This is a genomic window from Brevundimonas sp. TWP2-1 (genome assembly GCF_049897645.1).
GTDB lineage: Bacteria > Pseudomonadota > Alphaproteobacteria > Caulobacterales > Caulobacteraceae > Brevundimonas.
In genome coordinates, this window is record NZ_JAFCWR010000001.1 from 159,785 (window position 1) to 179,375 (window position 19,591).

Here is a 19,591-nt window from a genome sequence, read left to right on the forward strand (position 1 = left end):
CCCTTCGCTTCACCGCAGACTAATCGAAGGGCGGCTCCTGCTGGGGCCGCCCTTTGTCATTCGAGGCCCCGTGCGGCCGCGCCGCTTGCGCCGCACGACAACGAACAAAGAAGTCCCATGCTTGAGAAGACCTTCGAACCCCAGGCCGCCGAGCCCCGTCTGTACGCCCAGTGGGAAGAGAGCGGCCTGTTCGCGCCGCGCGCCGCCGCCGCGACCGACGGCGCCGCCGACGCCTATTCGATCGTTATCCCACCGCCGAACGTGACCGGAAGCTTGCACGTCGGCCATGCGCTGAACAACACGCTGCAGGACATCCTGGCCCGTTATCATCGGATGAAGGGCAAGGCGGTGCTGTGGCTGCCGGGCACGGACCACGCGGGCATCGCCACCCAGATGGTGGTCGAGCGTCAGCTGGCCGCCGCCGGCAACGTCGGCCGCCGTGACATGGGCCGTGACGCCTTCATCAAGAAGGTCTGGGAATGGAAGGCCGAGAGCGGCGGCGCTATCGTCCAGCAACTGCGTCGCCTGGGGGCCTCGTGCGACTGGTCACGCGAACGGTTCACCTTGGACGAGGGGCTGAACGCGGCCGTGCGCAAGGTCTTCGTGCAACTGCACAAGGAAGGCCTGATCTATCGCGACAAGCGATTGGTGAACTGGGACCCGCATTTCCAGACCGCCATCTCGGACCTGGAGGTCGAACAGCGCGAGGTGGACGGGGCCTATTGGCATTTCGCCTATCCGCTGGCGGACGGCGTCACCTACGAACACCCCATCGCCTTCGACGAGGACGGCAAGGCGACGGAATGGGAGACGCGCGACTTCATCGTCGTCGCCACGACCCGGCCGGAGACCATGCTGGGCGACACCGGCGTGGCGGTTCATCCCGAGGACGAACGCTACGCCGGCCTTGTCGGCAAGTTCGTGACCCTGCCCATCGTGGGGCGTCGCATCCCCATCGTCGCCGACGATTACGCCGATCCGACCAAGGGCTCGGGCGCAGTTAAGATCACGCCGGCGCACGACTTCAACGACTTCGGCGTGGGCAAGCGGGCGGGTCTGCCGGCTATCAATATTCTGACCAATACAGCGCAGATCACAAACGAGCCGAGCATACCGCAGGAGTATGTCAGTATGGACCGCTTCGCCGCGCGTAAGGCCATCGTCGCCCGCGCCGAGGAGGACGGCTGGCTGCGCGAAATCGAGAAGACCAAGCACGTCGTCCCGCACGGCGACCGCTCTGGCGTGGTGATCGAGCCATGGTTGACTGACCAGTGGTACGTCGATGCTCACGCCCTAGCCCAACCCGCTGTGAAGGCTGTGGAGCAAGGCGAGACGGTGTTCGAGCCTAAGTCCTACGAGAAAATTTATTTCGAGTGGTTACGCAATATCGAACCTTGGTGCATCTCGCGCCAACTGTGGTGGGGCCACCAAATCCCTGCTTGGTATGGACCGGGTTTGGACGATAACGGAGCTTGGTCGTTAGCGAATGGTGAGGCACTGCCACGCCATACTTTCGTTGCTGAAACAGAAGAAGAAGTGCTTCAAGCAGCATCGAATTTCTACAAGATGCCGGTCCGGTTGGGCACCCGCGAGGAATGGAGTGCTTCGTTCTGGGCAGGGGGCGATGATGTCGTCATCTTCCGCGATCCAGACGTTCTGGACACCTGGTTCTCATCCGCCCTGTGGCCGTTCTCGACCATGGGCTGGCCCGATAAGACCGAGGATCTGGAGCGGTTCTATCCGACCAGCGACCTGGTGACGGCGGCGGACATCATCTTCTTCTGGGTCGCCCGGATGATGATGATGGGCCAGCACTTCATGGGCGAGGTCCCGTTCAAGCGCGTCATCATCAACGGTCTGGTCCGCGACGAGAAGGGCCAGAAGATGAGCAAGTCCAAGGGGAACGTCATCGATCCCCTGGGCATCATCGACGAGCTGGGCGCCGATCCGCTGCGGTTCACCATGGCCATCCTGTCGGGCACGCGCGACATCAAGCTGTCGAAGCAGCGCATCGAGGGCTACCGCAACTTCGGCACCAAGCTGTGGAACGCCGCCCGCTTCAGCCAGATGAACGAGGCGCGCCGCGTCGAGGGCTTTGATCCGGCTACCGTCGAACAGACGATCAACCGCTGGATCCGCGGCGAGCTGACCAAGGCCGAGCGCGCCGTGTCTGAGGCCATCGAGGGCGGGCGGTTCGACGATGCGGCGGGGGCGCTGTACCGATTCGTCTGGAACGTCTTCTGCGACTGGTATCTGGAACTGGCGAAGCCGGTGTTCAATGGCGCGGACGAGGCGGCCAAGGCCGAGACGCGGGCCATGACTGCCTGGACCCTGGACCAGACGCTGAAACTGCTGCACCCGGTCATGCCGTTCATCACCGAGGAGCTGTGGGCCGAACTGGGCAAGGAAGGGCCGGCGCGCGAGAGCCTGCTGATCGGCGCGGAATGGCCGGTGCTGCCGGACGGCTTCATCGACGCCTCGGCCGAAGCCGAGATCGGTTGGCTGGTCGATCTGGTCGGCGAGATCCGGGGGCTGCGGGCCGAGATGAACGTGCCGCCGGCGGCCAAGCCGCCGCTGGCCTTCGTCGCGCCGGACGCCGTCACGGCTGAACGGATCGCACGCCACCGCGACCTGATCCTGACCCTGGGTCGGGTGTCGGAGGTCGGATCGGCGGACGCCGCGCCGACCGGGGCCGTGACCTTTGTTTCCGGCGGATCGACGGTCGCCCTGTCGCTGGCGGGCATCATCGACCTGACCGCCGAGCGGACACGTCTGGAAAAGGAGATCGCCGCCTTCGACAGCGATATCGGCCATGTGAACAAGAAGCTGGGCAATCCCAATTTCGTGTCGCGCGCTGCGCCGGAAGTCGTTGACGAGCAACGCGCCAAACTGGCCGAAGCCGAGGCGGGCAAGGTCAAGCTGCAGGCGGCGCTGGCGCGGCTGAGCGAGATCGGATGAGGCTGGACCAGCTTCTGGTCACGCGCGGCCTGGCGGAAAGCCGGGCCAGGGCGAAGGCAGCCATTGAGGCCGGCGGCGTCACCGTGGATGGGGCGCCGGCCAGGTCCGGCTCCCAGACCGTGGGGCCCAAGTCCGTCATCGGCTATGTCGACGCCCACCGCTGGGTCGGGCGCGGGGCGCTGAAGCTGGATCACGCTCTGACCGTCTGGCCCGTGGCGGTCGAGAGGCGGGTGGTGCTGGACGTCGGGGCGTCGACCGGCGGCTTCACCGAGGTCTGTTTGGATCGAGGGGCGGAGAAGGTGTTCGCGGTCGACGTCGGCTTTGGCCAGATGCACGAGCGGGTCGCGGCCGATCCGCGCGTGGTCAGTCTGGAGCGGACCGACGCGCGCGACCTGACGCCGGATCTGATCCCTCAACCGCCGTCGCTGATCGTGTGCGACGCCAGTTTCATTAGCCTGATCAAGGTGCTGCCCGCCGCTCTGGATCTGGCGGCGCCGGACGCAGACCTGATCACCCTGGTCAAACCGCAGTTCGAGGCCGACGGTCCCGGCAGTGGCAAGAAGGGGGTGGTCAAGGATCCCGCCGCCCACGCGGCCGCCGTCGAACGTGTGCGGGACTGGCTGGAGGCGATGGGCTGGACCGTGCAGGCGACGATCGAGAGCCCCATCACCGGCGGCGACGGCAATGTCGAGTTTCTGTTGTGGGCGAAGAAGCCGGGCTAAACGTCAAATCGCGCGAAGGCCGCTAGCCCCTCAACAGCGCGCTCAATTCGCGCGGAGCGCGATAGCCCTCAAACACGGGCTCAAGTAGCGCGAAGCGCGATAGCCCCTCAAAAAATGAGAAACCGCCGAAGGATTGATCCTCCGGCGGCTCCCGTCACGTCGTCGATCGACAGGGGGGCTGAAAATTAATCGACGACGCGATATCGGCCGTACTGGTCGGGGCAGGTGCGGACATAGCGGGTGTCCGTGCGACCATCGGGCAGACGGACCTGGCTTTCGGCCAGACGGCATCCGTCTGAATTCTGATAGGATTCGACCGGACGCGAGCGGTCGTCATAATAGCCGCCACGGTCGTAGGCGTAATCGCCGCGACGGTCTTCGTAACTATAGCCCTGATCGCCGGTGTAGCGATCGTCGTAGTAGCTGGGCTGGCTGTAGCCCTGGGCGTAGTAGCCGTTGGAGCCATAGCTGCTCTGGTAGCTGCGGCAGGCGTCCGAGCTGGATCGGCCGACCTGCGACCCGACCACGGCGCCGAGGACGCCGCCCAGGATGCTGCCTTCGGTGCGCCGACCACGCGCGGCCAGCTGCGATCCGATGACGGCGCCCGCGCCGCCGCCGATCACTGCGCCGGCGCCGGTGCGACCCTGGCGTTCACGCGCGCAGGGGTCGTAGGACTGCTGATAGCCGCGCCCGTAGTTGTAGGACGGGGCATACGAGCCGGTGCCGTAGTTCTGGCTGTAGCCGTTGCCGTAATAGATTTGCGCCGACGCCGTGAGCGGGGCGGCGGTGACGCCGAGCGCCAGGGCGGCGACGGCGGCGAGCGATGTTTTGGTGAGACGCATTTTCCAAACCTCTGAGGACCGAGCGGTTTCCGTCAATCGTTAACGGCAAAGCCTCGTGTCTCGTTGCAGAGAGATTTACGACCGCGAAGCTGAACGGCAATTGATCGGTTCGTTCATCTTCGTTCATGTTCGACTCGCCCGCGATTACGTCCGCAAAACGCCGCGTGGGTTGAGCGGCGGGGTACGCACGGCTAGAAGCCCGCCGATGGACATCTTCACGATCGACCGCGTCGGCGGCCAGGGCGACGGCGTCGCCCAGACGCCGTTGGGGCCGGTCTTCGCCGGCCTGACTCTGCCCGGCGAAACGGTGCGCGGCGTGGTCGTGGACGGCCGGTTGGAGCAGGTCGATATCGTCACCCCTAGCCCCGACCGGATCGCACCGGTGTCGCCGCAGTATGGCGACTGCGGCGGGTGTTCGCTTCAGCACTGGTCAGAGGGACCGTATCTGGACTGGAAGCGCGAGCAGGTTCGGCTGACGCTGGCGCGCGAGGGGATCGAGACCGAGATCGAGGCGACGGTGGCGACGCCGCCTGGAAGCCGTCGTCGTGTCGCCCTGCACGCCCGCCGGACCCAGGATGGGCGGGTGGTCCTGGGGTTCAAGGCGCGGCGGTCATGGCGGCTCGTCGAGGTGCGGGCCTGTCCCGTCGCCGATCCCCGGATCGTGGCGGCCATTCCGGCGCTTGCCGAGTTGGCCGCGGCCTTCTTCGAACATCCGAAATCCGCGCCGACCCTGCATGTCACCTGGACCCTGTCGGGGCTGGACGTCGATGTGACGGGGGTCGAGCGGCGCTCGGGCGGCGGGCTGTCGGCCGACGCCCAGTGGAAGGCCATCCAAGCGGCGCATCGGGCCGATCTGGCGCGGCTCAGCCTGGCGGGCGACACCCTGGTCATGGCGCGCCAGCCCAAGGTGGCGTTCGGCCCGGCGACGGTCTCCCTGCCGGCCGGCGGTTTTCTACAAGCCGTGCCCCAGGCGGAAGACGCAATGACCGCCCGCGCGGTAGCGGCGGTGAAGGGGGCCAGGAAGATCGCCGACCTGTTTTGCGGCGCGGGCGCCTTCACCTTCCCATTGGCGACGGTAGCGCCGGTGATCGCGGCGGACGCGTCCAAGCCAGGCATCGCCGCGCTGAAGGCCGCCGTCGGTTCGGCCAAGGGCCTGAAGGCTATCACCGCCGAGGCGCGCGACCTGTTCCGCCGGCCGCTCAATCCGTATGATCTCAAAGGGTGCGACGCCATCGTGTTCGATCCGCCGCGCGCCGGGGCCATCGACCAGACGACCCAGATCGCGGATACGAAGGCCTCGGTCGTCGTCGGGGTGTCGTGCAATCCCCAGACCTTCGCCCGCGACGCCCGCGTGTTGATCGACGCCGGGTTTCGGCTGGAGACGGTGACGCCGATCGACCAGTTCCTGTGGTCGTCGCATGTCGAACTGGTGGGGGTGTTCAGGCGATGACCATGGACGATCAGCATGACGAAGACGGCGGCGGTTTCGACGCCGAGGACTGGACACGGCTGAAGCCGTTCGTCGGCGCCGTGGCGACCCTGGACGACGTCCAGGCGCGCCGGGCCGTTTTCGCCTTGGCCGAGACGGACGACCCGCGCCCGATCGTCATGGACCTGCCCCAGCCCGTGATCTGGTGGGAGGAGGACGGCGAGCAGGCGGCGGTGGCCGTGCAGGCCGAAAGCCACCTCGGCCCTGACGGCGAGGAGATGGAAATCCTTGGCCTTATCCTGCCGGACGGCGAGGGGGCGGTGGCCCTGATGGAGGATGTCGATCTGGTCGATGATACCGATCCGACCTGGCGCGACCTGGTCACCCGCGCCATCGACCCGTCGGCGGCGGACAATTAACTCAGCGCTGCGGCGACGCGGGCGACGAAGTCCGGCTGAGCCGGGATGTCGCCATGGTCCGCGCGGGGGAACACCAGACGCTCGACATCGACGCCGCGCGTCTCAAGGTCCTGAGCCAGTTTTCGGCTGAGCGCGGGCGGCAGGGTCTCGTCGCGACCGGCTTCCAGCACCACGACCTTGCCCGGATAGCCGTCCAACGTCGCCGGCACGTCCACGGTCGCCAGGGCATCGGCCAACTGGACGCGGACCAGAGGCCGCCACAGGCCGATCATCTCGTTCACGGCGTCGCGGGCGGTGGGCGTCGTCGCCTCAAGCACAAGGGAGTCGGCGCGTATGACGCGCGCGGCCTCAGCGCAGATCGGGCCGCCCAGGGAATGCCCCCACGCGATCAGTTTGCGGCTCTCGGCGTCGGCCTGTGCGCGAGCGGTCGCCGCGATGATCTCGCCTGCGGACCTGTAGGTCGCGAAGTTCGCCTGTCCAGGCGTGTCGCCCGAGCCGGGATAGTCGAACATCAACACATCGCCGAATGGCGCGAGTTCGGTCGCCACCTGCGCGCCGCTGATGCCGCGCCGGAAGAGATTGCCGCCGCAGTAGAGGATCAGCGGTGCGTCTGTGCGACCTGTCCGCACCCGCGTGGCGGCGACCGCGCCTCCGGGATATTGCAGGGACAGGGTTTCGGCCCCGGGAATGGCGCGACCGGGCGTTAGGTCGATCTTCTCGGCCTTCACGCGCGCGTCAGGATAGAAGAACTGTCCCTCAGGCACGCTGACGGTCATGCAGCCGGGCAAGACGCTGGACAGGCACAGGGCGGCGACGGCCGCCGACAGACGCTTGATCATGAAATCCCCCAAGGATGCGGGACGCTAACCTGAAGGTGTAGGTTCAGGCAATCTTGTCGAGGGGCAGGTCGAAAAGATCCATCTGCGGCCGAGCGTCGGCGGGCACGCGGAACTGGGTTTCATCCAGCAGGCGGTGCGGCGTGTCGAGGCCGTAGCGTTTGACGGCGGCCTTGAACCGCGCGCCGATCAGTTCGGCCACCGGGCCGGTGCCCTTCATGCGCTGCGACCAGTCGGCGTCGTAGTCCTTGCCGCCGCGCGTCTGGCGGATCAGGGACATGACGCGAGCCGCACGATCCGGCCGGGCGTCGGCCAGCCATTCGCGGAACAGGTCCTTGATCTCCAGCGGCAGACGCAGGGTGACATACATGGCCCGCGTCGCCCCAGCCTTGGCGGCGGCTTCGAGGATGGATTCCAGTTCGTGGTCGTTGAGGCCGGGGATGACGGGCGCGAACCCGACGCCGACGGGACAGCCCGCATCCGCCAGGCGGCTTATGGCCTCCAGCCGTTTCGCCGGGGTCGAGGCGCGGGGCTCCATCGCGCGGGCCAGACCCCGATCCAGCGTGGTGATGGAGACGAAGGCCGACGCCAGCCCCGCCTTTCCCATAGGGCCCAGGATGTCGGCGTCGCGCCCGATCAGAACCGACTTGGTGATGATGCTGAAGGGGTGGTTGAAGCGTTGCATGACCTCCAAGATTGAGCGCGTCGATTTCAGATCGCGCTCGACCGGCTGATAGGGGTCGGTGTTGCCGCCTATGTGGATGCGTTTGCACCGGTATCGTGGTGCGAGGAACGCCTGTTCCAGCAGACTTGCGGCCTGGGGCTTGAAGAAGATCCGGCTCTCGAAATCCAGGCCCGGGGATAGGCCCATCCAGGCATGGGACGGACGGGCGTAACAGTAGATGCAGCCATGTTCGCAACCTTTGTAAGGGTTGATGGAGCGGTCGAATCCGATGTCCGGGCTGTCGTTCCGGGCGATGATGGTGCGGGCGTGCTCCGGGGTGAGGGTGGTGCGCAGCGGCGCGGCCTCGGCGTCGTCGCGCGTCCAGCCGTCGTCGAACGACTGATGCTGTTCAGGCTCGTAGCGGCCGGTCGCATTCGAACGCGCCCCTCTTCCCTTGGCGGTTTCCATGGGAAGGACGATGCGACATCATGGGGAACAAAGCAAGAACATTTGTTCTCGCTTGTGATCACTTCAGTCGGGGCCGATGACCATGCAGGTGACCCGACGTTCGGCCAGGGCCTCGCAGGCGGTCTTGGCGCCGGCTTCTGTCAGGCCGACGAAGCGCGAACGATACCAGTCGCCGGCCGTCTGGACATTGCGTTCGGCCGTGGCGAACTGGGTGCGGAAACGGCGGTTCAATTCGGTCAGCCAGTCGCTGGCCACCTTCTCGTCGCGGAAGGCGCCGACTTGAACGGCCCAGCGTCCGGCGGGCGTGCGGGCGGCGGCGCGGGCCGGCTCTCGCGCCGGGGGCGGGGTCGTGCGACGCGGTGTGGTCGAGGGCGCAACGGCCGCGCTGGACGGCGCGCCGTTCAGTGAGGCTGTGACATTGTGGGGCGCGCGGGCGTTCGGAGAAGAGGCTGCGGCCTGGCCGATGGCCTGTGCGGTTGCGGCGGTGCGCTGGCTGGCGGCGCGTTCCGACGGGGCAGGCGCGACGCGGGTCGGCAGGGCGGCGGGCGGCGGGGCTGCCGTATAGGCGACGGCAGTGGATTCGGCGCCGATCCCGTCCTCGTCGTCATTGACCGAGGCGTAGGCGATCGGAGCGTCGGCCGAAACGCTGCCGACGCCGAAGCCGCGCTGTTCGAAGAAGGTCTGGGCGATCTGTATCCGCTCGCCCTGGGCGCGACGGCGCTCGACCTCGAAGCCGGTGTCCATCAGTTCGGCGACGTGGGCGTTGCGGCTGGCGGTCGAACGGCCGCCCAGCACGATGGTGATCAGTCGGCGTCCGTCGCGCACGGCCGAGGCCGCGAGGTTGTAGCCCGAGGCGTTGGTATAGCCGGTCTTCATGCCGTCATAGCCGCGCCCGGTGGGAAGCAGGCCGTTGGTGTTGCGATAGTTGCGACCATTATAGGCCCAGTCATGCAGGCCGAAGTAGCTGTAATACTGTGGGAAATCACGCATGATTGCGCGCGCCAGGATGGCCTGGTCGCGCGCCGAAGTGATCTGGCGCGCATCGGGCAGGCCGTTGGCGGTGAAATAGCGGGTTTGGGTCATGCCCAGCTGTTCCGCCTTCAGGGTCATCATATTGGTAAAACGGGCTTCCGACCCGCCGATGTGCTCGCCGATGGCCAGGGCCATGTCGTTGGCGGACCGCACGGCCGTAGCGCGCATGGCGTCGTCCAGGGTGATGGTCTGGCCGGCGGCGAGGCCCAACTTGGACGGGGGTTGCGAGGCGGCGCGCGGCGAGATCGTCAGCACGTCGTTCACGTTCGCCTTGCCCTGAGAGAGGGCCTCGAACGCCAGATACAGGGTCATCATCTTGGTCAGGGACGCGGGATAGCGGCGGCTGTCGGCGTTGCGCGCGAACAGGACCTCGCCGGTGGCGGCGTCGATGACGATGGCGGCGTAGCGGCTGTTCTCCTGAGACTGGGCCTCGATCGGCCGGACATTCGCGCCCAGGACCAGCGAAAGCGCGAGAACGGCGAACAGGCCACGGCGGAGAAAAGCGATCATGGGCGGGACAACCCTCGGTGAACAGGGTGTGACAGGCCCCCCGGCCGTCACGAAGAAAGAGCTAGCATAGGAGGCGCGGGTTTCATGGTGGTTAACCGCTCGTCAACGGGAATTTGACCCGACGACCAAGGTTATCGCCGATAATATGCTGCATTGCACAATAAGCTTGAAAAACCTTCGCACTTGCAGCATAAGCAGGGCCTGCGAGGACCAGCCTCGCCTGAAATTTTCCGCCCAGCGCCCGTCACCTCGGGCCACATCACCGGAGAGACGACCATGGCCGACGCCACCGAAAATGTGAAGAAGACCGCCGATCAAGTCACCGCCGCCGCGGCTTCGGCCGGCGCCAAGGTCAAGGCTCAGGCCGAGACCATGCAGGCTGCCGGCACCCAGGCCTTCCGTGAAGGCATCGAGAAATCGACCGCCTCGCTGGCCGAGCTGAACGCTCATAGCAAGAAGAACCTGGACGCCATGGTCGAGTCGGCTGCCGTCGCCCAGAAGGGCGCCGAGGCCCTGTCGCAACAGGCGCTGGGCTTCGCCAAGTCGTCCTGGGAAGACGGCGTCGCCGCCTCCAAGGAATTGTCGACGGCCCGCTCGGTGCAGGAGTTCTTCGAGCTGCAGACCGCCTGGGCCAAGAAGTCGATGGAGCGCTATGTCGCCGAATTGACCAAGACGAACGAGATCATGACCGCCACGGTCAAGGACAGCATCAAGCCGATCAACGAGCGCGTCACCGCCTCGGTCGAAACCTTCCAGGCCGCCCGCTAAACACGGCGTCCTCTACGGATCGAGAAGGCCCCGGAGTTCGCTCCGGGGCTTTTTTACGTTTTGGATCCGTCGTTTGCTCTTCACGCAATCCGTGACTGGACGCCGCTTCAATTCAGGCCATCATTCCCTATCTGTTGAAGACAAGACGACTCCCCGATTACGGAATACGAATGCCCATACAAAGGCCCGGTGATACCGGGGGCGGTCAAGGCACCGCCACCGTCACCGAAACAAAGCCGAAGCTTCAGAAGCCCTCGCTCTATCGGGTGCTGATCCTGAACGACGATTATTCGCCGATGGAATTCGTCGTCTATGTGCTGGAGCGGTTCTTCCAGAAGAGCCGCGAAGAGGCCACCCGCATCATGCTGCATGTGCATCAGCATGGCGTGGGCGTCTGCGGCGTCTTCACCTACGAGGTCGCCGAGACCAAGGTCGCGCAGGTCATCGAGACCGCGCGCCGCCACCAGCACCCTCTGCAATGCACGATGGAAAAGGACTGAGAGGAACCTCCCGATGCCTTCATTTTCCCGTCCTCTCGAAGAAACCCTGCACCGCGCGGTGGGATACGCCAATGCGCGCAGGCACGAATATGCGACGCTTGAGCACTTGCTGCTTGCGCTGATCGACGATCCCGACGCGACCGGCGTGATGCAGGCCTGCAACGTCGATCTGACGGCGTTGAAAGCGGCGCTGACCCTGTATGTGGACAACGATCTCGCCGCCCTGGCCACGGCCGACGGCGAGGACGCCAAGCCGACCGCCGGCTTCCAGCGCGTCATCCAGCGCGCCGTGATCCACGTCCAGTCGTCCGGCCGCGAAGAAGTGTCCGGCGCCAATGTGCTGGTCGCCATCTTCTCCGAACGCGAAAGCCACGCCGCCTACTTCCTGCAAGAGCAGGACATGACGCGCTACGACGCTGTCAACTTCATCGCTCATGGGATCGCCAAGAAGGCGGGCGCCACCGAGGCCCGTCCCGCCAAGGGTTCTTCGCCCGAGGAGGCCGAGGACGCCTCGGCCGTCAAGTCGGGCGGCGAGGCGCTGGAAGCCTATTGCGTGGACCTCAACGAGAAGTCGCGCCAGGGCAAGGTCGATCCGCTGATCGGTCGCCAGGCCGAGGTGGATCGTTCGATCCAGATCCTGTGCCGGCGGACCAAGAACAATCCGCTGCTGGTCGGCGACCCCGGCGTCGGCAAGACCGCCATCGCCGAAGGTCTGGCCCGCAAGATCGTCAACGGCGAAGTGCCCGACGTCCTCAAGGACGCCACCATCTATTCGCTCGACATGGGCGCGCTGCTGGCCGGCACCCGCTATCGCGGCGACTTCGAGGAACGCCTGAAGCAGGTGGTCAAGGAGCTGGAGAACCACGAGAACGCGGTCCTCTTCATCGACGAGATCCATACGGTTATCGGCGCCGGCGCGACCTCGGGCGGGGCCATGGACGCCTCCAACCTGCTGAAGCCGGCCCTGGCGTCGGGCTCGCTGCGTTGCATGGGGTCGACGACCTATAAGGAATATCGCCAGCACTTCGAGAAGGACCGCGCCCTGGTGCGTCGCTTCCAGAAGATCGACGTCAACGAGCCGACGGTCGAGGACACGGTGAAGATCCTGAAGGGTCTGAAGACCTACTACGAGCAGCACCATAAGGTCCGCTACACCGACAGCGCCATCCGCACCGCGGTCGAGCTGTCGGCTCGCTACATGACCGACCGGAAACTGCCGGATAAGGCGATCGACGTGATCGATGAGGCGGGCGCCGGCCAGATGCTGTTGGTGGAATCCAAGCGCAAGAAGGTCATCGGCCAGAAGGAGGTCGAGGCCGTCATCGCCAAGATGGCCCGCATCCCGGCCAAGTCGGTGTCCAAGTCCGACACCGAGAGCCTGCGCGAACTGGAAGTCGATCTGAAGCGTGCGGTGTTCGGTCAGGAACAGGCCATCGAACAGGTCTCGGCGGCGATGAAGCTGGCGCGGGCGGGTCTGCGCGATCCGAACAAGCCCATCGGCAGCTTCCTGTTCAGCGGTCCGACCGGCGTCGGCAAGACCGAGGTCGCCAAGCAACTCGCCGCCACCTTGGGCATCGAGATGCAGCGGTTCGACATGTCGGAATATATGGAGCGTCACACCGTCAGCCGGCTGATCGGGGCCCCTCCGGGCTATGTCGGCCATGACCAGGGCGGGCTTCTGACCGACGCCGTCGATCAGCACCCGCACTCGGTGGTGCTGCTGGACGAGATCGAGAAGGCGCACCCGGATGTCTACAACATCCTGCTGCAGGTGATGGACAACGGCATGCTGACGGATGCGGTCGGCAAGAAGGTGGATTTCAGGAACGTCATCCTGATCATGACCACCAACGCTGGGGCCGCCGACAACGCCCGCGCCTCCATCGGCTTCGGCCGGGGCAAGGTCGAGGGCGAGGACGACAAGGCCATCCAACGCCTGTTCGCGCCGGAGTTCAGGAACCGTCTGGACGCCATCGTGGCCTTCAAGCCGCTGCAGGCCGACACGATCCGCTCGGTGGTGACCAAGTTCATCCTTCAGCTGGAAGCCCAACTGGCGGACCGCAACATCACCATCGAACTGACCGACGAAGCCGCCGACTGGCTGGCCAAGAACGGCTTCGACGAACTGTATGGCGCGCGTCCTCTGGCGCGGGTCATCCAGGACTCGATCAAGAAGCCGCTGGCCGACGACATCCTGTTCGGACGTCTGACGCGCGGCGGACACGTCAAGGTCCAGCTGAAGGACGGCAAGATCGACTTCGACATCGCAAGCGCCAACGCGCCCGCGAAGGCCGAGGAAGAAGAGACGGCCTGATCCTCAAAGGGTCGAAGGCGGAAGGCCCGGCTGGAAACAGCCGGGCCTTTTTCTATGTGGCCTTGTAGGGCGACATGTCCTCGGTCATCGCCGCCATCTCGGCCTGCATCGCCGGGCGTTCGCCGTCCAGATAGCGGGCGACGGGATCGCGCAGGGCCGGGTCGGCGATGAAGTGGGCGGAATAGACGGGGGAGGGCAGGTAGCCGCGCGCGATCTTGTGGTCGCCCTGGGCGCCGGCCTCGACGCGAGACAGGCCGCGCGAGATCGCGAACTGGATCGCCTGATAATAGCAGAGCTCGAAATGCAGGAAGGGCACGTCTTCCAGCGTGCCCCATTGGCGGCCGTACAGGGCGTCGCGGCCGATGAAGTTCAGGGCGCCGGCGATGGGCGTCTGGTCCCTAAACGCCATGACCAGGGCGATCCGGTCGGCCATGGTTGCGCCGACGCGGCTGAAGAAGTCGCGCGTCAGATAGGGCTGTCCCCATTTGCGCGAGCCAGTGTCCATATAGAAGGCGAAGAAGGCGTCCCAGTGCGCCTCGGTGATCTCGGCGCCGGTCAGGACGCGGATGTCCAGATCGGCCTGGGCGTCGCGGCGCTCGCGCTTGATCGTCTTGCGGCGGTTGGCCGACAGGGCGGCGAGGAAATCGTCGAAGGTCTGATAGCCGCTGTTGCGCCAGATGAACTGGATGTCCTGCCGCGGCAGCAGGCCCGCCTCGGCCATGGCCGACCATTCCGGCTCGGTCGGAAAGTTGACGTGCAGGGACGAGACGCCTAGCCGCTCGACCAAGGTCACCGCCCCCTGGATCAGGGCCTGGCGCACCGTAGCGGCGTCGGTTTCGGGATGGTTCAGGAAGCGCGGCCCGGTCGCGGGCGTGAAGGGCACGGCGCCCAGCAGCTTGGGATAATAGCGACCGCCCGCCCGTTCATAGGCGTCGGCCCAACTGTGGTCGAAGACATATTCGCCCTGGCTGTTGCCCTTCAGATAGAGGGGCATGACGCCCAGGACGGCGTTGTCGTCACCCCGCAGGGCCAGATGACGCGGGGCCCAGCCTTGCCGCGGCGCGGCGCTGCCCGAGGCCTCGCAGGCGTGCAGGAAGTCATAGGAGACGAAGGGATCGCCGGTGGACCGCGCGCACGCGTCCCAGGCCTCGCGGCCGATGTCGGCGATCCCTTCGTGAACCGAGATCTGAAAGATCAGCGGATCTCCACGATCGCATCGATCTCGACGGCGAAGCCGAGCGGCAGCTTATAGACGCCGACGGCCGAACGGGCGTGCTTGCCCGCGTCGCCGAAGACCTCGACCATCAGGTCCGAGCAGCCGTTGATCACGGCGGGAATGGCGATGAAGTCGGGACCGGCCTGAACGAAGCCGCCCAGTTTGACGATGCGGACCACCCGGTCCAAATCGCCGTCGCAGGCGGCCTTGATCTGGGCGATCAGGTTCAGACCGCACAAGCGGGCGGCCTCCGTGGCCTGTTCCGGCGTCACGTCCACGCCGACCGTGCCCTTGATCCCGCCCGAGGCGTCGTTCGACAGCTGTCCCGAGATGGTGACCTGATTGACCGAGCGGACATAGGAGACATAGCTTGCCACCGGCTTGGCGGGTTCCGGCAGGGTGAGGCCGAGTTCGGCGATGCGGGCTTCGATGCTCATGGGGGCTCCTTTTATCTGGGCGCGGTTTAGCGCGCGGCAAGGGCGGCGTCACGTCCGTCGCGCGGCTTTAAAGGTTCGCCAACCGCGCCGTGTCATTGTGCCGATCATGGATATGCACCTGACCCCCGACGTCGCCGTCTTCCATGCCGTGCTGGCGCGGCTGTCTCCCGGCGACCGGGCGCGCGTGGACGCCACCGCAGCACCGGCCGCGCTGAAGGCCGCCGAGGCCGCGCCGCACTGGGATTTCGAAATGCCGGCCAAGGCGGTGGACGCCCTGCTGGGCGCTGAGGCTTCGGACGACGTGCGGCGGGGTCTGGTCGCGGCCTGGGCGCTGCAACTGCCCGATCGCGCGGCGGCGATGCGTCTGCCGGCCGAGGTGATGGCCCTCTATCCCTACTGGATCGAACAGTTGGCGGCGTTTCTGGACAAGGCCGAGGGCGATTATGTCTTCGACCACTGGTCCAAGGATGTGCGCTTCACCCTGGCGCTCAGCGTGCCGGGCGCCAAGAGCCAGGTGATCGACCTCAGCTCGCCCGTCGGGCCGGGCCAGATCGTCAAACACGTCCGCGACGGCTGGGGCATCAACCCCCTGTTCCGGTATCTGGCGACGGGCGCCAAGCGCGAGCCGTGGCTGGAGGTGCACACCGAAAGCCGTTGGCTGCGGGGCTTCAACGAGGACGGCTGGAACGAGGCCTGGGCCACGGCGGCGGAGCTGTGCCGCGCACGGCCGGAACTGGCGGGCATGATCGGCTCCAGCTGGTTCTATGACCCGCCTCTGACCGAGATCAGCCCGCGCCTGGCCCACCTGCGGCTCAACCCGCTGAACGGCGGCGCCTTCATGGTCCATCAGGGACCGGCGCCGATCCACACCGAACGGGCGGCGACGGCCTCGGCGTCGAGGAAGGCACTGATCGACAGCGGGGAATACACCGCGCGGTCGTGGCTGATGATCTGGCCGCGCAAGGAACTGATCGCCTGGGCGGATCGGCGCAAGGCTGCCGCTTGACCCATCTCCGTCATCCTCGGGCTTGACCCGAGGATCGGATGCGGATCGGGTTGTGCATCACCCTTGACGCAATGCTGCAGAACGCTCGGCCCTCGGGTCAAGCCCGAGGGTGACGAGGTCTATTGGGTCGCCACCCGCCAGGCCGCCGCGACCGGCTGGATGTCGAGATCGGCCGCCTTGGCCAGGCGGATCAGGCGGTCGATGTCCTCGGTACGACAGCCGTAGGGCGTCGGCGCATCGCTGACGTCATGGCCATAGGCGATCAGCCAGCCCTTGGACGCTGCCGTTTCAGCCACCAGCTGTTCCAGATCGTAACCGGGCAGACGACGGCTCTCCAGCCCGATGGCCTGCAGCAGGTTGCGATCGGCGCGGCCGACGTTGATCCCGTCGCGCACCCCGCGCCCGCACAGGAAGCGTTTGTCGATGATCGCCTTGGACCCCAAGGCGCAGTCGCCGAAGGGATAGGCGAAGGTCTGCATCTGATACCCATCCAGCCGCTCGGCCACCCAGGCGGCGTTGCGGGCCAGGCTGGCGTCCAGCTCTGCCGGCGACAGGGTCAGGGTCGAGACATGTTCATAGGTGTGGCAGCCGACCTCGTGTCCGGCCTCATGCAGCGCCTGCAGGTGCTCCACCTCGAACTGCGGCAGGTCCAGATTGCGACCGCCCGCCAGGCCGCCGCAGACATAATAGGTCGCCTTGACCCCGTGCTCGGCCAGGATCGGCCCGGCCTCGGTCCAGGCCGATGCCGGGATGTCGTCGAACGACAGGCTGAGAATGCCGCGCGCGGGCTGGATCGTCTCGGCGCGGACGTCGAGATAGCGGCCGGCGCGGCGGCGCATCTTGTCGATGAAGGCGTTCATTCTGCCCTTATGAGGGATCAGGCTTAAGGGCGGGTTTCAGACCGTGACGGGCTGGGCGGTCAGGCCGCGCACGCCGAAGACGCGACGATAGCGTTCGATCTCGGCCGGATCGCCGACCGCCTTGGCCGGATTGTCCGACAATTTGACGGCGGGCCGGCCCCCGGCCTCGACCACCTTGCAGACCAGGGAGATGGGCTCCAGTTCCGGCGCGAAGGCCGGCGAGCAGTCGCGGAAATCGTTAGTCAGATTGGTACCCCAGCCGAAGCTGAGGCGGGCGCGGCCGTGGAAATGGGCGTGGGCGGCTTCGATGCCGTCGATGTCCATGCCGTCCGAGAAGATCAGCAGCTTCTCCTTCGGGTCGCGGCCGTGGGCGCGCCACCAGTCGATCAGCCGTTCGCCCGCCACGATCGGCGGGGCTGAATCGGGCCGGAAGCCGGTCCAGTCCGCGACCCAGTCGGGCGCCTGATCCAGAAAGGCCTCGGTGCCGAAGGCGTCGGGCAGGACGATCAGCAGATTGCCCGCATAATGCCTGCGCCACTCGTCCAGCACGGCATAGGGAACCTGGGCCAGCGCCGCATCGTCGGACGCCAGCGCCGCCATGACCATAGGCAGTTCGTGCCCATTGGTGCCGATGGCTTTCAGGTCGTTCTCCATCGCATGCAGCACATTGGACGTGCCGATGAAGGACGACCCCAGCCCTTCCTTCAGCGCCTGAATGCACCAGCGCTGCCACAGGAAGCCGTGCCGCCGCCGCGTGCCGAAGTCCGACAGGGCCAGATCGGGCAAGGCGCGCAACCGCTCGACCTTGGACCACAGCCGGGTCTTGGCGCGCGAATAGAGGATGTCGAGCTCGAAACGGCCCAACCGCCTCATGCCGACGCGGCAACGCAACTCGTTCAGGATCGCCAGCGCCGGGATTTCCCACAGCGTCACCTCGGCCCAGCCGCCCGAGAAGGTCAGCACATACTGCCCGTCCTGAACCGACAGGTCGTAGTCGGGCAGGCGATAGTCGGTCAGCCAGGCGATGAAGTCGGGCCGGAAGATCTGCTTCACGCCATAGAAGCTGTTGCCCGCCAGCCAGACGAGTTCCTTGTTGGTGAAACGCAGGGTGCGGGCGTGATCCAGTTGCTCACGCAGGGCGTTGATGTCGATCTCGTCCGCCAGGCGCACGCGGGTCGTGCGGTTGATGACCTGAAAGACGACCGGCACGTCGCGATGCTCGCGCCAGATCATCTGAAGCATCAGCAGCTTGTAGAAGTCGGTATCCAGCAGGCTGCGGACGATTGGGTCCAGGCGAAAGCCGTGGTCGTAGGCGCGTTTGGCGAGATCCATGGCGCTTCCTACGGCTTCAGCGCGCGCCCCGCCACCACGGCGTCCTTGCCGAACTTTTCGCGCAGCTTGTCGATGGCGCGTTCGGTCTTCAGCGTGCGGGTCTCGGAAGTCTGGAACAGGCCGATGGGCGCATCCTCGGCGTCCTGCACGTCGGCCATGCCGATGCCGATCAGCCGATAGGACGGGCCCAGTTCGGGCTTCAGCAGGTCGCGGCCGGCGGCGAACAGGGCGCGCGCCGTCTGGACCGGGTCGGGCAGGGTGATGCGGCGGGTGATGATCTTGAAGTCCGAACGACGCAGTTTCAGCACAAGAACCCGGCTGGCGACGCCGTCGCGGCGCGCCTTTGACGCCAGCTTCTCGCACAGGGGCCACAGCTCGGCCTCCAGCGCCTCGGGCGAGGTCAGGTCTTCGTTGAAGGTGGTCTCGGCGCTCATCCCCTTGCGGTCGCGTTCGGGGTTCACGGCGCGGGCGTCGCGGGCGTGGGCCAGCTCGTGCAGGCGCAGGCCCGATTCGCCGTAACGTTTGACCAGATCGCGTACGTCCGCCCGGGCCAGATCGCCGATGGTCGAATAGCCGTCGCTGCGCAAAGCCTTGCCGAACACCGGGCCGACGCCGGGCAGGGTGGTGACGAGACGCGGCGCCAACAGAGCCTGGGCGTTTGCGGCCCCTACGACGGAGAATCCGCGCGGCTTGTCCATCTCCGACGCCATCTTGGCCAGGAAGCGGTTCGGGGCCAGGCCGATGGAGACGGTCAGGCCGGTCTCCTCCTCGATCTGCTTCTGGAACCGGATCAGCTGAAACGCCGGCGGCCCGCCGTTCAGCCGCTCGGTGCCCGACAGATCGACCCAGGCCTCGTCCAAGGACAGCGGCTGGATCAAGGGCGTCAGCTTGCCCAACGCTCCCAGAATGCGCTGTGATTCAAAGACGTATTTGGTGAAATCGGGCCTAATGACTACCGCCTCGGGGCAGGCCTCCAGCGCCTTGAACATCGGCATTGCCGAGCCGACGCCGTACTGGCGCGCGACATAGCAGGCGGTGGAGACCACGCCGCGCTTGCCGCCGCCGACGATGACCGGCTTGTCGCGCAGCTCCGGCCGGTCGCGCTTCTCCACCGAGGCGTAGAAGGCGTCGCAGTCCATGTGGGCGATGGACAGCTGGTCCAGTTCGGCGTCTGCGACCACGCGTCGCGACCCGCACGCCGGACAGCGGCGCTCGGGCGGCCCGGCGGGATCGGCGCCGGTCCACAGGCAGTCGCGACAGATGGCCTTGATGGCCACG

The 19,591-nt window shown here is 66.4% G+C and carries 17 protein-coding genes; 8 read left to right on the top strand and 9 right to left on the bottom strand.

The genetic code is table 11. The features are described from left to right. Nucleotides 1–117 precede the first annotated feature (117 nt). Nucleotides 118–2,958, top strand: coding sequence for a valine--tRNA ligase (locus ACP7BH_RS00850; RefSeq protein WP_425984475.1), 2,841 nt, complete (start codon nucleotides 118–120; stop codon nucleotides 2,956–2,958). Further along, the gene (locus ACP7BH_RS00855; RefSeq protein ID WP_425984473.1) at nucleotides 2,955–3,680 is read left to right on the top strand and encodes a TlyA family RNA methyltransferase; all 726 of its coding nucleotides are present in this window, start codon (nucleotides 2,955–2,957) and stop codon (nucleotides 3,678–3,680) included. The genes ACP7BH_RS00850 and ACP7BH_RS00855 overlap by 4 nt, the downstream gene beginning before the upstream one ends. A 185-nt stretch (nucleotides 3,681–3,865) precedes the next feature. Here the strand turns inward: ACP7BH_RS00855 and ACP7BH_RS00860 are convergent, their stop codons facing one another. Further along, the gene (locus tag ACP7BH_RS00860; RefSeq protein ID WP_425984471.1) at nucleotides 3,866–4,522 is read right to left on the bottom strand and encodes a glycine zipper 2TM domain-containing protein; all 657 of its coding nucleotides are present in this window, start codon (nucleotides 4,520–4,522) and stop codon (nucleotides 3,866–3,868) included. 205 nt (nucleotides 4,523–4,727) lie between these two features. On the opposite strand from ACP7BH_RS00860, the gene ACP7BH_RS00865 reads away from it, so the two are divergent. Together ACP7BH_RS00865 and ACP7BH_RS00870 are read left to right on the top strand one after the other, a co-directional pair. After that, nucleotides 4,728–5,972 (top strand): class I SAM-dependent RNA methyltransferase, encoded by a 1,245-nt coding sequence (locus ACP7BH_RS00865; protein WP_425984469.1) that lies wholly within the window; start codon nucleotides 4,728–4,730, stop codon nucleotides 5,970–5,972. Between the two features lie 2 nt (nucleotides 5,973–5,974). Beyond that, on the top strand, nucleotides 5,975–6,370 hold the full coding sequence (locus ACP7BH_RS00870; RefSeq protein ID WP_425984467.1) for a hypothetical protein: 396 nt from the start codon (nucleotides 5,975–5,977) through the stop codon (nucleotides 6,368–6,370). Here the strand turns inward: ACP7BH_RS00870 and ACP7BH_RS00875 are convergent. From ACP7BH_RS00875 to ACP7BH_RS00885, 3 genes are all read right to left on the bottom strand, one after another. Further along, nucleotides 6,367–7,209, bottom strand: coding sequence for an alpha/beta hydrolase family protein (locus tag ACP7BH_RS00875; RefSeq protein WP_425984465.1), 843 nt, complete (start codon nucleotides 7,207–7,209; stop codon nucleotides 6,367–6,369). The genes ACP7BH_RS00870 and ACP7BH_RS00875 overlap by 4 nt on opposite strands. Nucleotides 7,210–7,252: 43 nt before the next feature. After that, the gene (locus ACP7BH_RS00880) at nucleotides 7,253–8,338 is read right to left on the bottom strand and encodes a PA0069 family radical SAM protein (RefSeq protein ID WP_425984463.1); all 1,086 of its coding nucleotides are present in this window, start codon (nucleotides 8,336–8,338) and stop codon (nucleotides 7,253–7,255) included. 63 nt (nucleotides 8,339–8,401) lie between these two features. After that, a complete protein-coding gene (locus ACP7BH_RS00885; protein ID WP_425984462.1) occupies nucleotides 8,402–9,880 on the bottom strand; it encodes a serine hydrolase in 1,479 nt (492 codons plus the stop codon). Nucleotides 9,881–10,156: 276 nt separating this feature from the next. Between ACP7BH_RS00885 and ACP7BH_RS00890 the strand changes: the two genes are divergently transcribed. From ACP7BH_RS00890 to clpA, 3 genes are all read left to right on the top strand, one after another. After that, the gene (locus ACP7BH_RS00890; RefSeq protein ID WP_425984460.1) at nucleotides 10,157–10,648 is read left to right on the top strand and encodes a phasin family protein; all 492 of its coding nucleotides are present in this window, start codon (nucleotides 10,157–10,159) and stop codon (nucleotides 10,646–10,648) included. A 170-nt stretch (nucleotides 10,649–10,818) separates the two neighbouring features. Next, nucleotides 10,819–11,148, top strand: coding sequence for an ATP-dependent Clp protease adapter ClpS (gene clpS, locus ACP7BH_RS00895; protein ID WP_346495895.1), 330 nt, complete (start codon nucleotides 10,819–10,821; stop codon nucleotides 11,146–11,148). 13 nt (nucleotides 11,149–11,161) lie between these two features. Then, the gene (clpA, locus tag ACP7BH_RS00900; RefSeq protein WP_425984458.1) at nucleotides 11,162–13,462 is read left to right on the top strand and encodes an ATP-dependent Clp protease ATP-binding subunit ClpA; all 2,301 of its coding nucleotides are present in this window, start codon (nucleotides 11,162–11,164) and stop codon (nucleotides 13,460–13,462) included. A gap of 52 nt (nucleotides 13,463–13,514) precedes the next feature. Here clpA and ACP7BH_RS00905 read toward each other — a convergent pair whose 3' ends face one another. Further along, nucleotides 13,515–14,660, bottom strand: coding sequence for a GNAT family N-acetyltransferase (locus ACP7BH_RS00905; protein ID WP_425984829.1), 1,146 nt, complete (start codon nucleotides 14,658–14,660; stop codon nucleotides 13,515–13,517). After that, nucleotides 14,657–15,115 carry a RidA family protein gene (locus ACP7BH_RS00910; RefSeq protein WP_425984456.1) on the bottom strand — a complete coding sequence of 153 codons (459 nt, stop codon included), beginning with the start codon at nucleotides 15,113–15,115 and terminating at the stop codon, nucleotides 14,657–14,659. Before ACP7BH_RS00910 ends, ACP7BH_RS00905 begins: the two co-directional genes overlap by 4 nt. Nucleotides 15,116–15,227: 112 nt before the next feature. Between ACP7BH_RS00910 and ACP7BH_RS00915 the strand changes: the two genes are divergently transcribed. Next, the gene (locus tag ACP7BH_RS00915) at nucleotides 15,228–16,121 is read left to right on the top strand and encodes a hypothetical protein (protein WP_425984454.1); all 894 of its coding nucleotides are present in this window, start codon (nucleotides 15,228–15,230) and stop codon (nucleotides 16,119–16,121) included. Between the two features lie 119 nt (nucleotides 16,122–16,240). Here the strand turns inward: ACP7BH_RS00915 and ACP7BH_RS00920 are convergent, their stop codons facing one another. The 3 genes from ACP7BH_RS00920 to ACP7BH_RS00930 are packed head-to-tail and all read right to left on the bottom strand — an operon-like array spanning nucleotide 16,241 to nucleotide 19,590. Continuing rightward, the gene (locus tag ACP7BH_RS00920; RefSeq protein ID WP_425984452.1) at nucleotides 16,241–16,981 is read right to left on the bottom strand and encodes a polysaccharide deacetylase family protein; all 741 of its coding nucleotides are present in this window, start codon (nucleotides 16,979–16,981) and stop codon (nucleotides 16,241–16,243) included. A gap of 36 nt (nucleotides 16,982–17,017) precedes the next feature. After that, nucleotides 17,018–18,313, bottom strand: coding sequence for a nicotinate phosphoribosyltransferase (pncB, locus tag ACP7BH_RS00925; protein ID WP_425984450.1), 1,296 nt, complete (start codon nucleotides 18,311–18,313; stop codon nucleotides 17,018–17,020). Nucleotides 18,314–18,321: 8 nt separating this feature from the next. Further along, nucleotides 18,322–19,590 carry a DNA polymerase IV gene (locus tag ACP7BH_RS00930; RefSeq protein WP_425984448.1) on the bottom strand — a complete coding sequence of 423 codons (1,269 nt, stop codon included), beginning with the start codon at nucleotides 19,588–19,590 and terminating at the stop codon, nucleotides 18,322–18,324. Between the last annotated feature and the right edge of the window lies 1 nt (nucleotide 19,591).

Excerpts from the sequence above, each read along its gene's own strand:
- ACP7BH_RS00850 (WP_425984475.1), top strand. The coding sequence starts at position 118 with ATGCTTGAGAAGACCTTCGAACCCCAGGCCGCCGAGCCCCGTCTGTAC.
- ACP7BH_RS00855 (WP_425984473.1), top strand. The coding sequence starts at position 2,955 with ATGAGGCTGGACCAGCTTCTGGTCACGCGCGGCCTGGCGGAAAGCCGG.
- ACP7BH_RS00860 (WP_425984471.1), bottom strand. The coding sequence starts at position 4,522 with ATGCGTCTCACCAAAACATCGCTCGCCGCCGTCGCCGCCCTGGCGCTC.
- ACP7BH_RS00865 (WP_425984469.1), top strand. The coding sequence starts at position 4,728 with ATGGACATCTTCACGATCGACCGCGTCGGCGGCCAGGGCGACGGCGTC.
- ACP7BH_RS00870 (WP_425984467.1), top strand. The coding sequence starts at position 5,975 with ATGGACGATCAGCATGACGAAGACGGCGGCGGTTTCGACGCCGAGGAC.
- ACP7BH_RS00875 (WP_425984465.1), bottom strand. The coding sequence starts at position 7,209 with ATGATCAAGCGTCTGTCGGCGGCCGTCGCCGCCCTGTGCCTGTCCAGC.
- ACP7BH_RS00880 (WP_425984463.1), bottom strand. The coding sequence starts at position 8,338 with ATGGAAACCGCCAAGGGAAGAGGGGCGCGTTCGAATGCGACCGGCCGC.
- ACP7BH_RS00885 (WP_425984462.1), bottom strand. The coding sequence starts at position 9,880 with ATGATCGCTTTTCTCCGCCGTGGCCTGTTCGCCGTTCTCGCGCTTTCG.
- ACP7BH_RS00890 (WP_425984460.1), top strand. The coding sequence starts at position 10,157 with ATGGCCGACGCCACCGAAAATGTGAAGAAGACCGCCGATCAAGTCACC.
- clpS (WP_346495895.1), top strand. The coding sequence starts at position 10,819 with ATGCCCATACAAAGGCCCGGTGATACCGGGGGCGGTCAAGGCACCGCC.
- clpA (WP_425984458.1), top strand. The coding sequence starts at position 11,162 with ATGCCTTCATTTTCCCGTCCTCTCGAAGAAACCCTGCACCGCGCGGTG.
- ACP7BH_RS00910 (WP_425984456.1), bottom strand. The coding sequence starts at position 15,115 with ATGAGCATCGAAGCCCGCATCGCCGAACTCGGCCTCACCCTGCCGGAA.
- ACP7BH_RS00915 (WP_425984454.1), top strand. The coding sequence starts at position 15,228 with ATGCACCTGACCCCCGACGTCGCCGTCTTCCATGCCGTGCTGGCGCGG.
- ACP7BH_RS00920 (WP_425984452.1), bottom strand. The coding sequence starts at position 16,981 with ATGAACGCCTTCATCGACAAGATGCGCCGCCGCGCCGGCCGCTATCTC.
- pncB (WP_425984450.1), bottom strand. The coding sequence starts at position 18,313 with ATGGATCTCGCCAAACGCGCCTACGACCACGGCTTTCGCCTGGACCCA.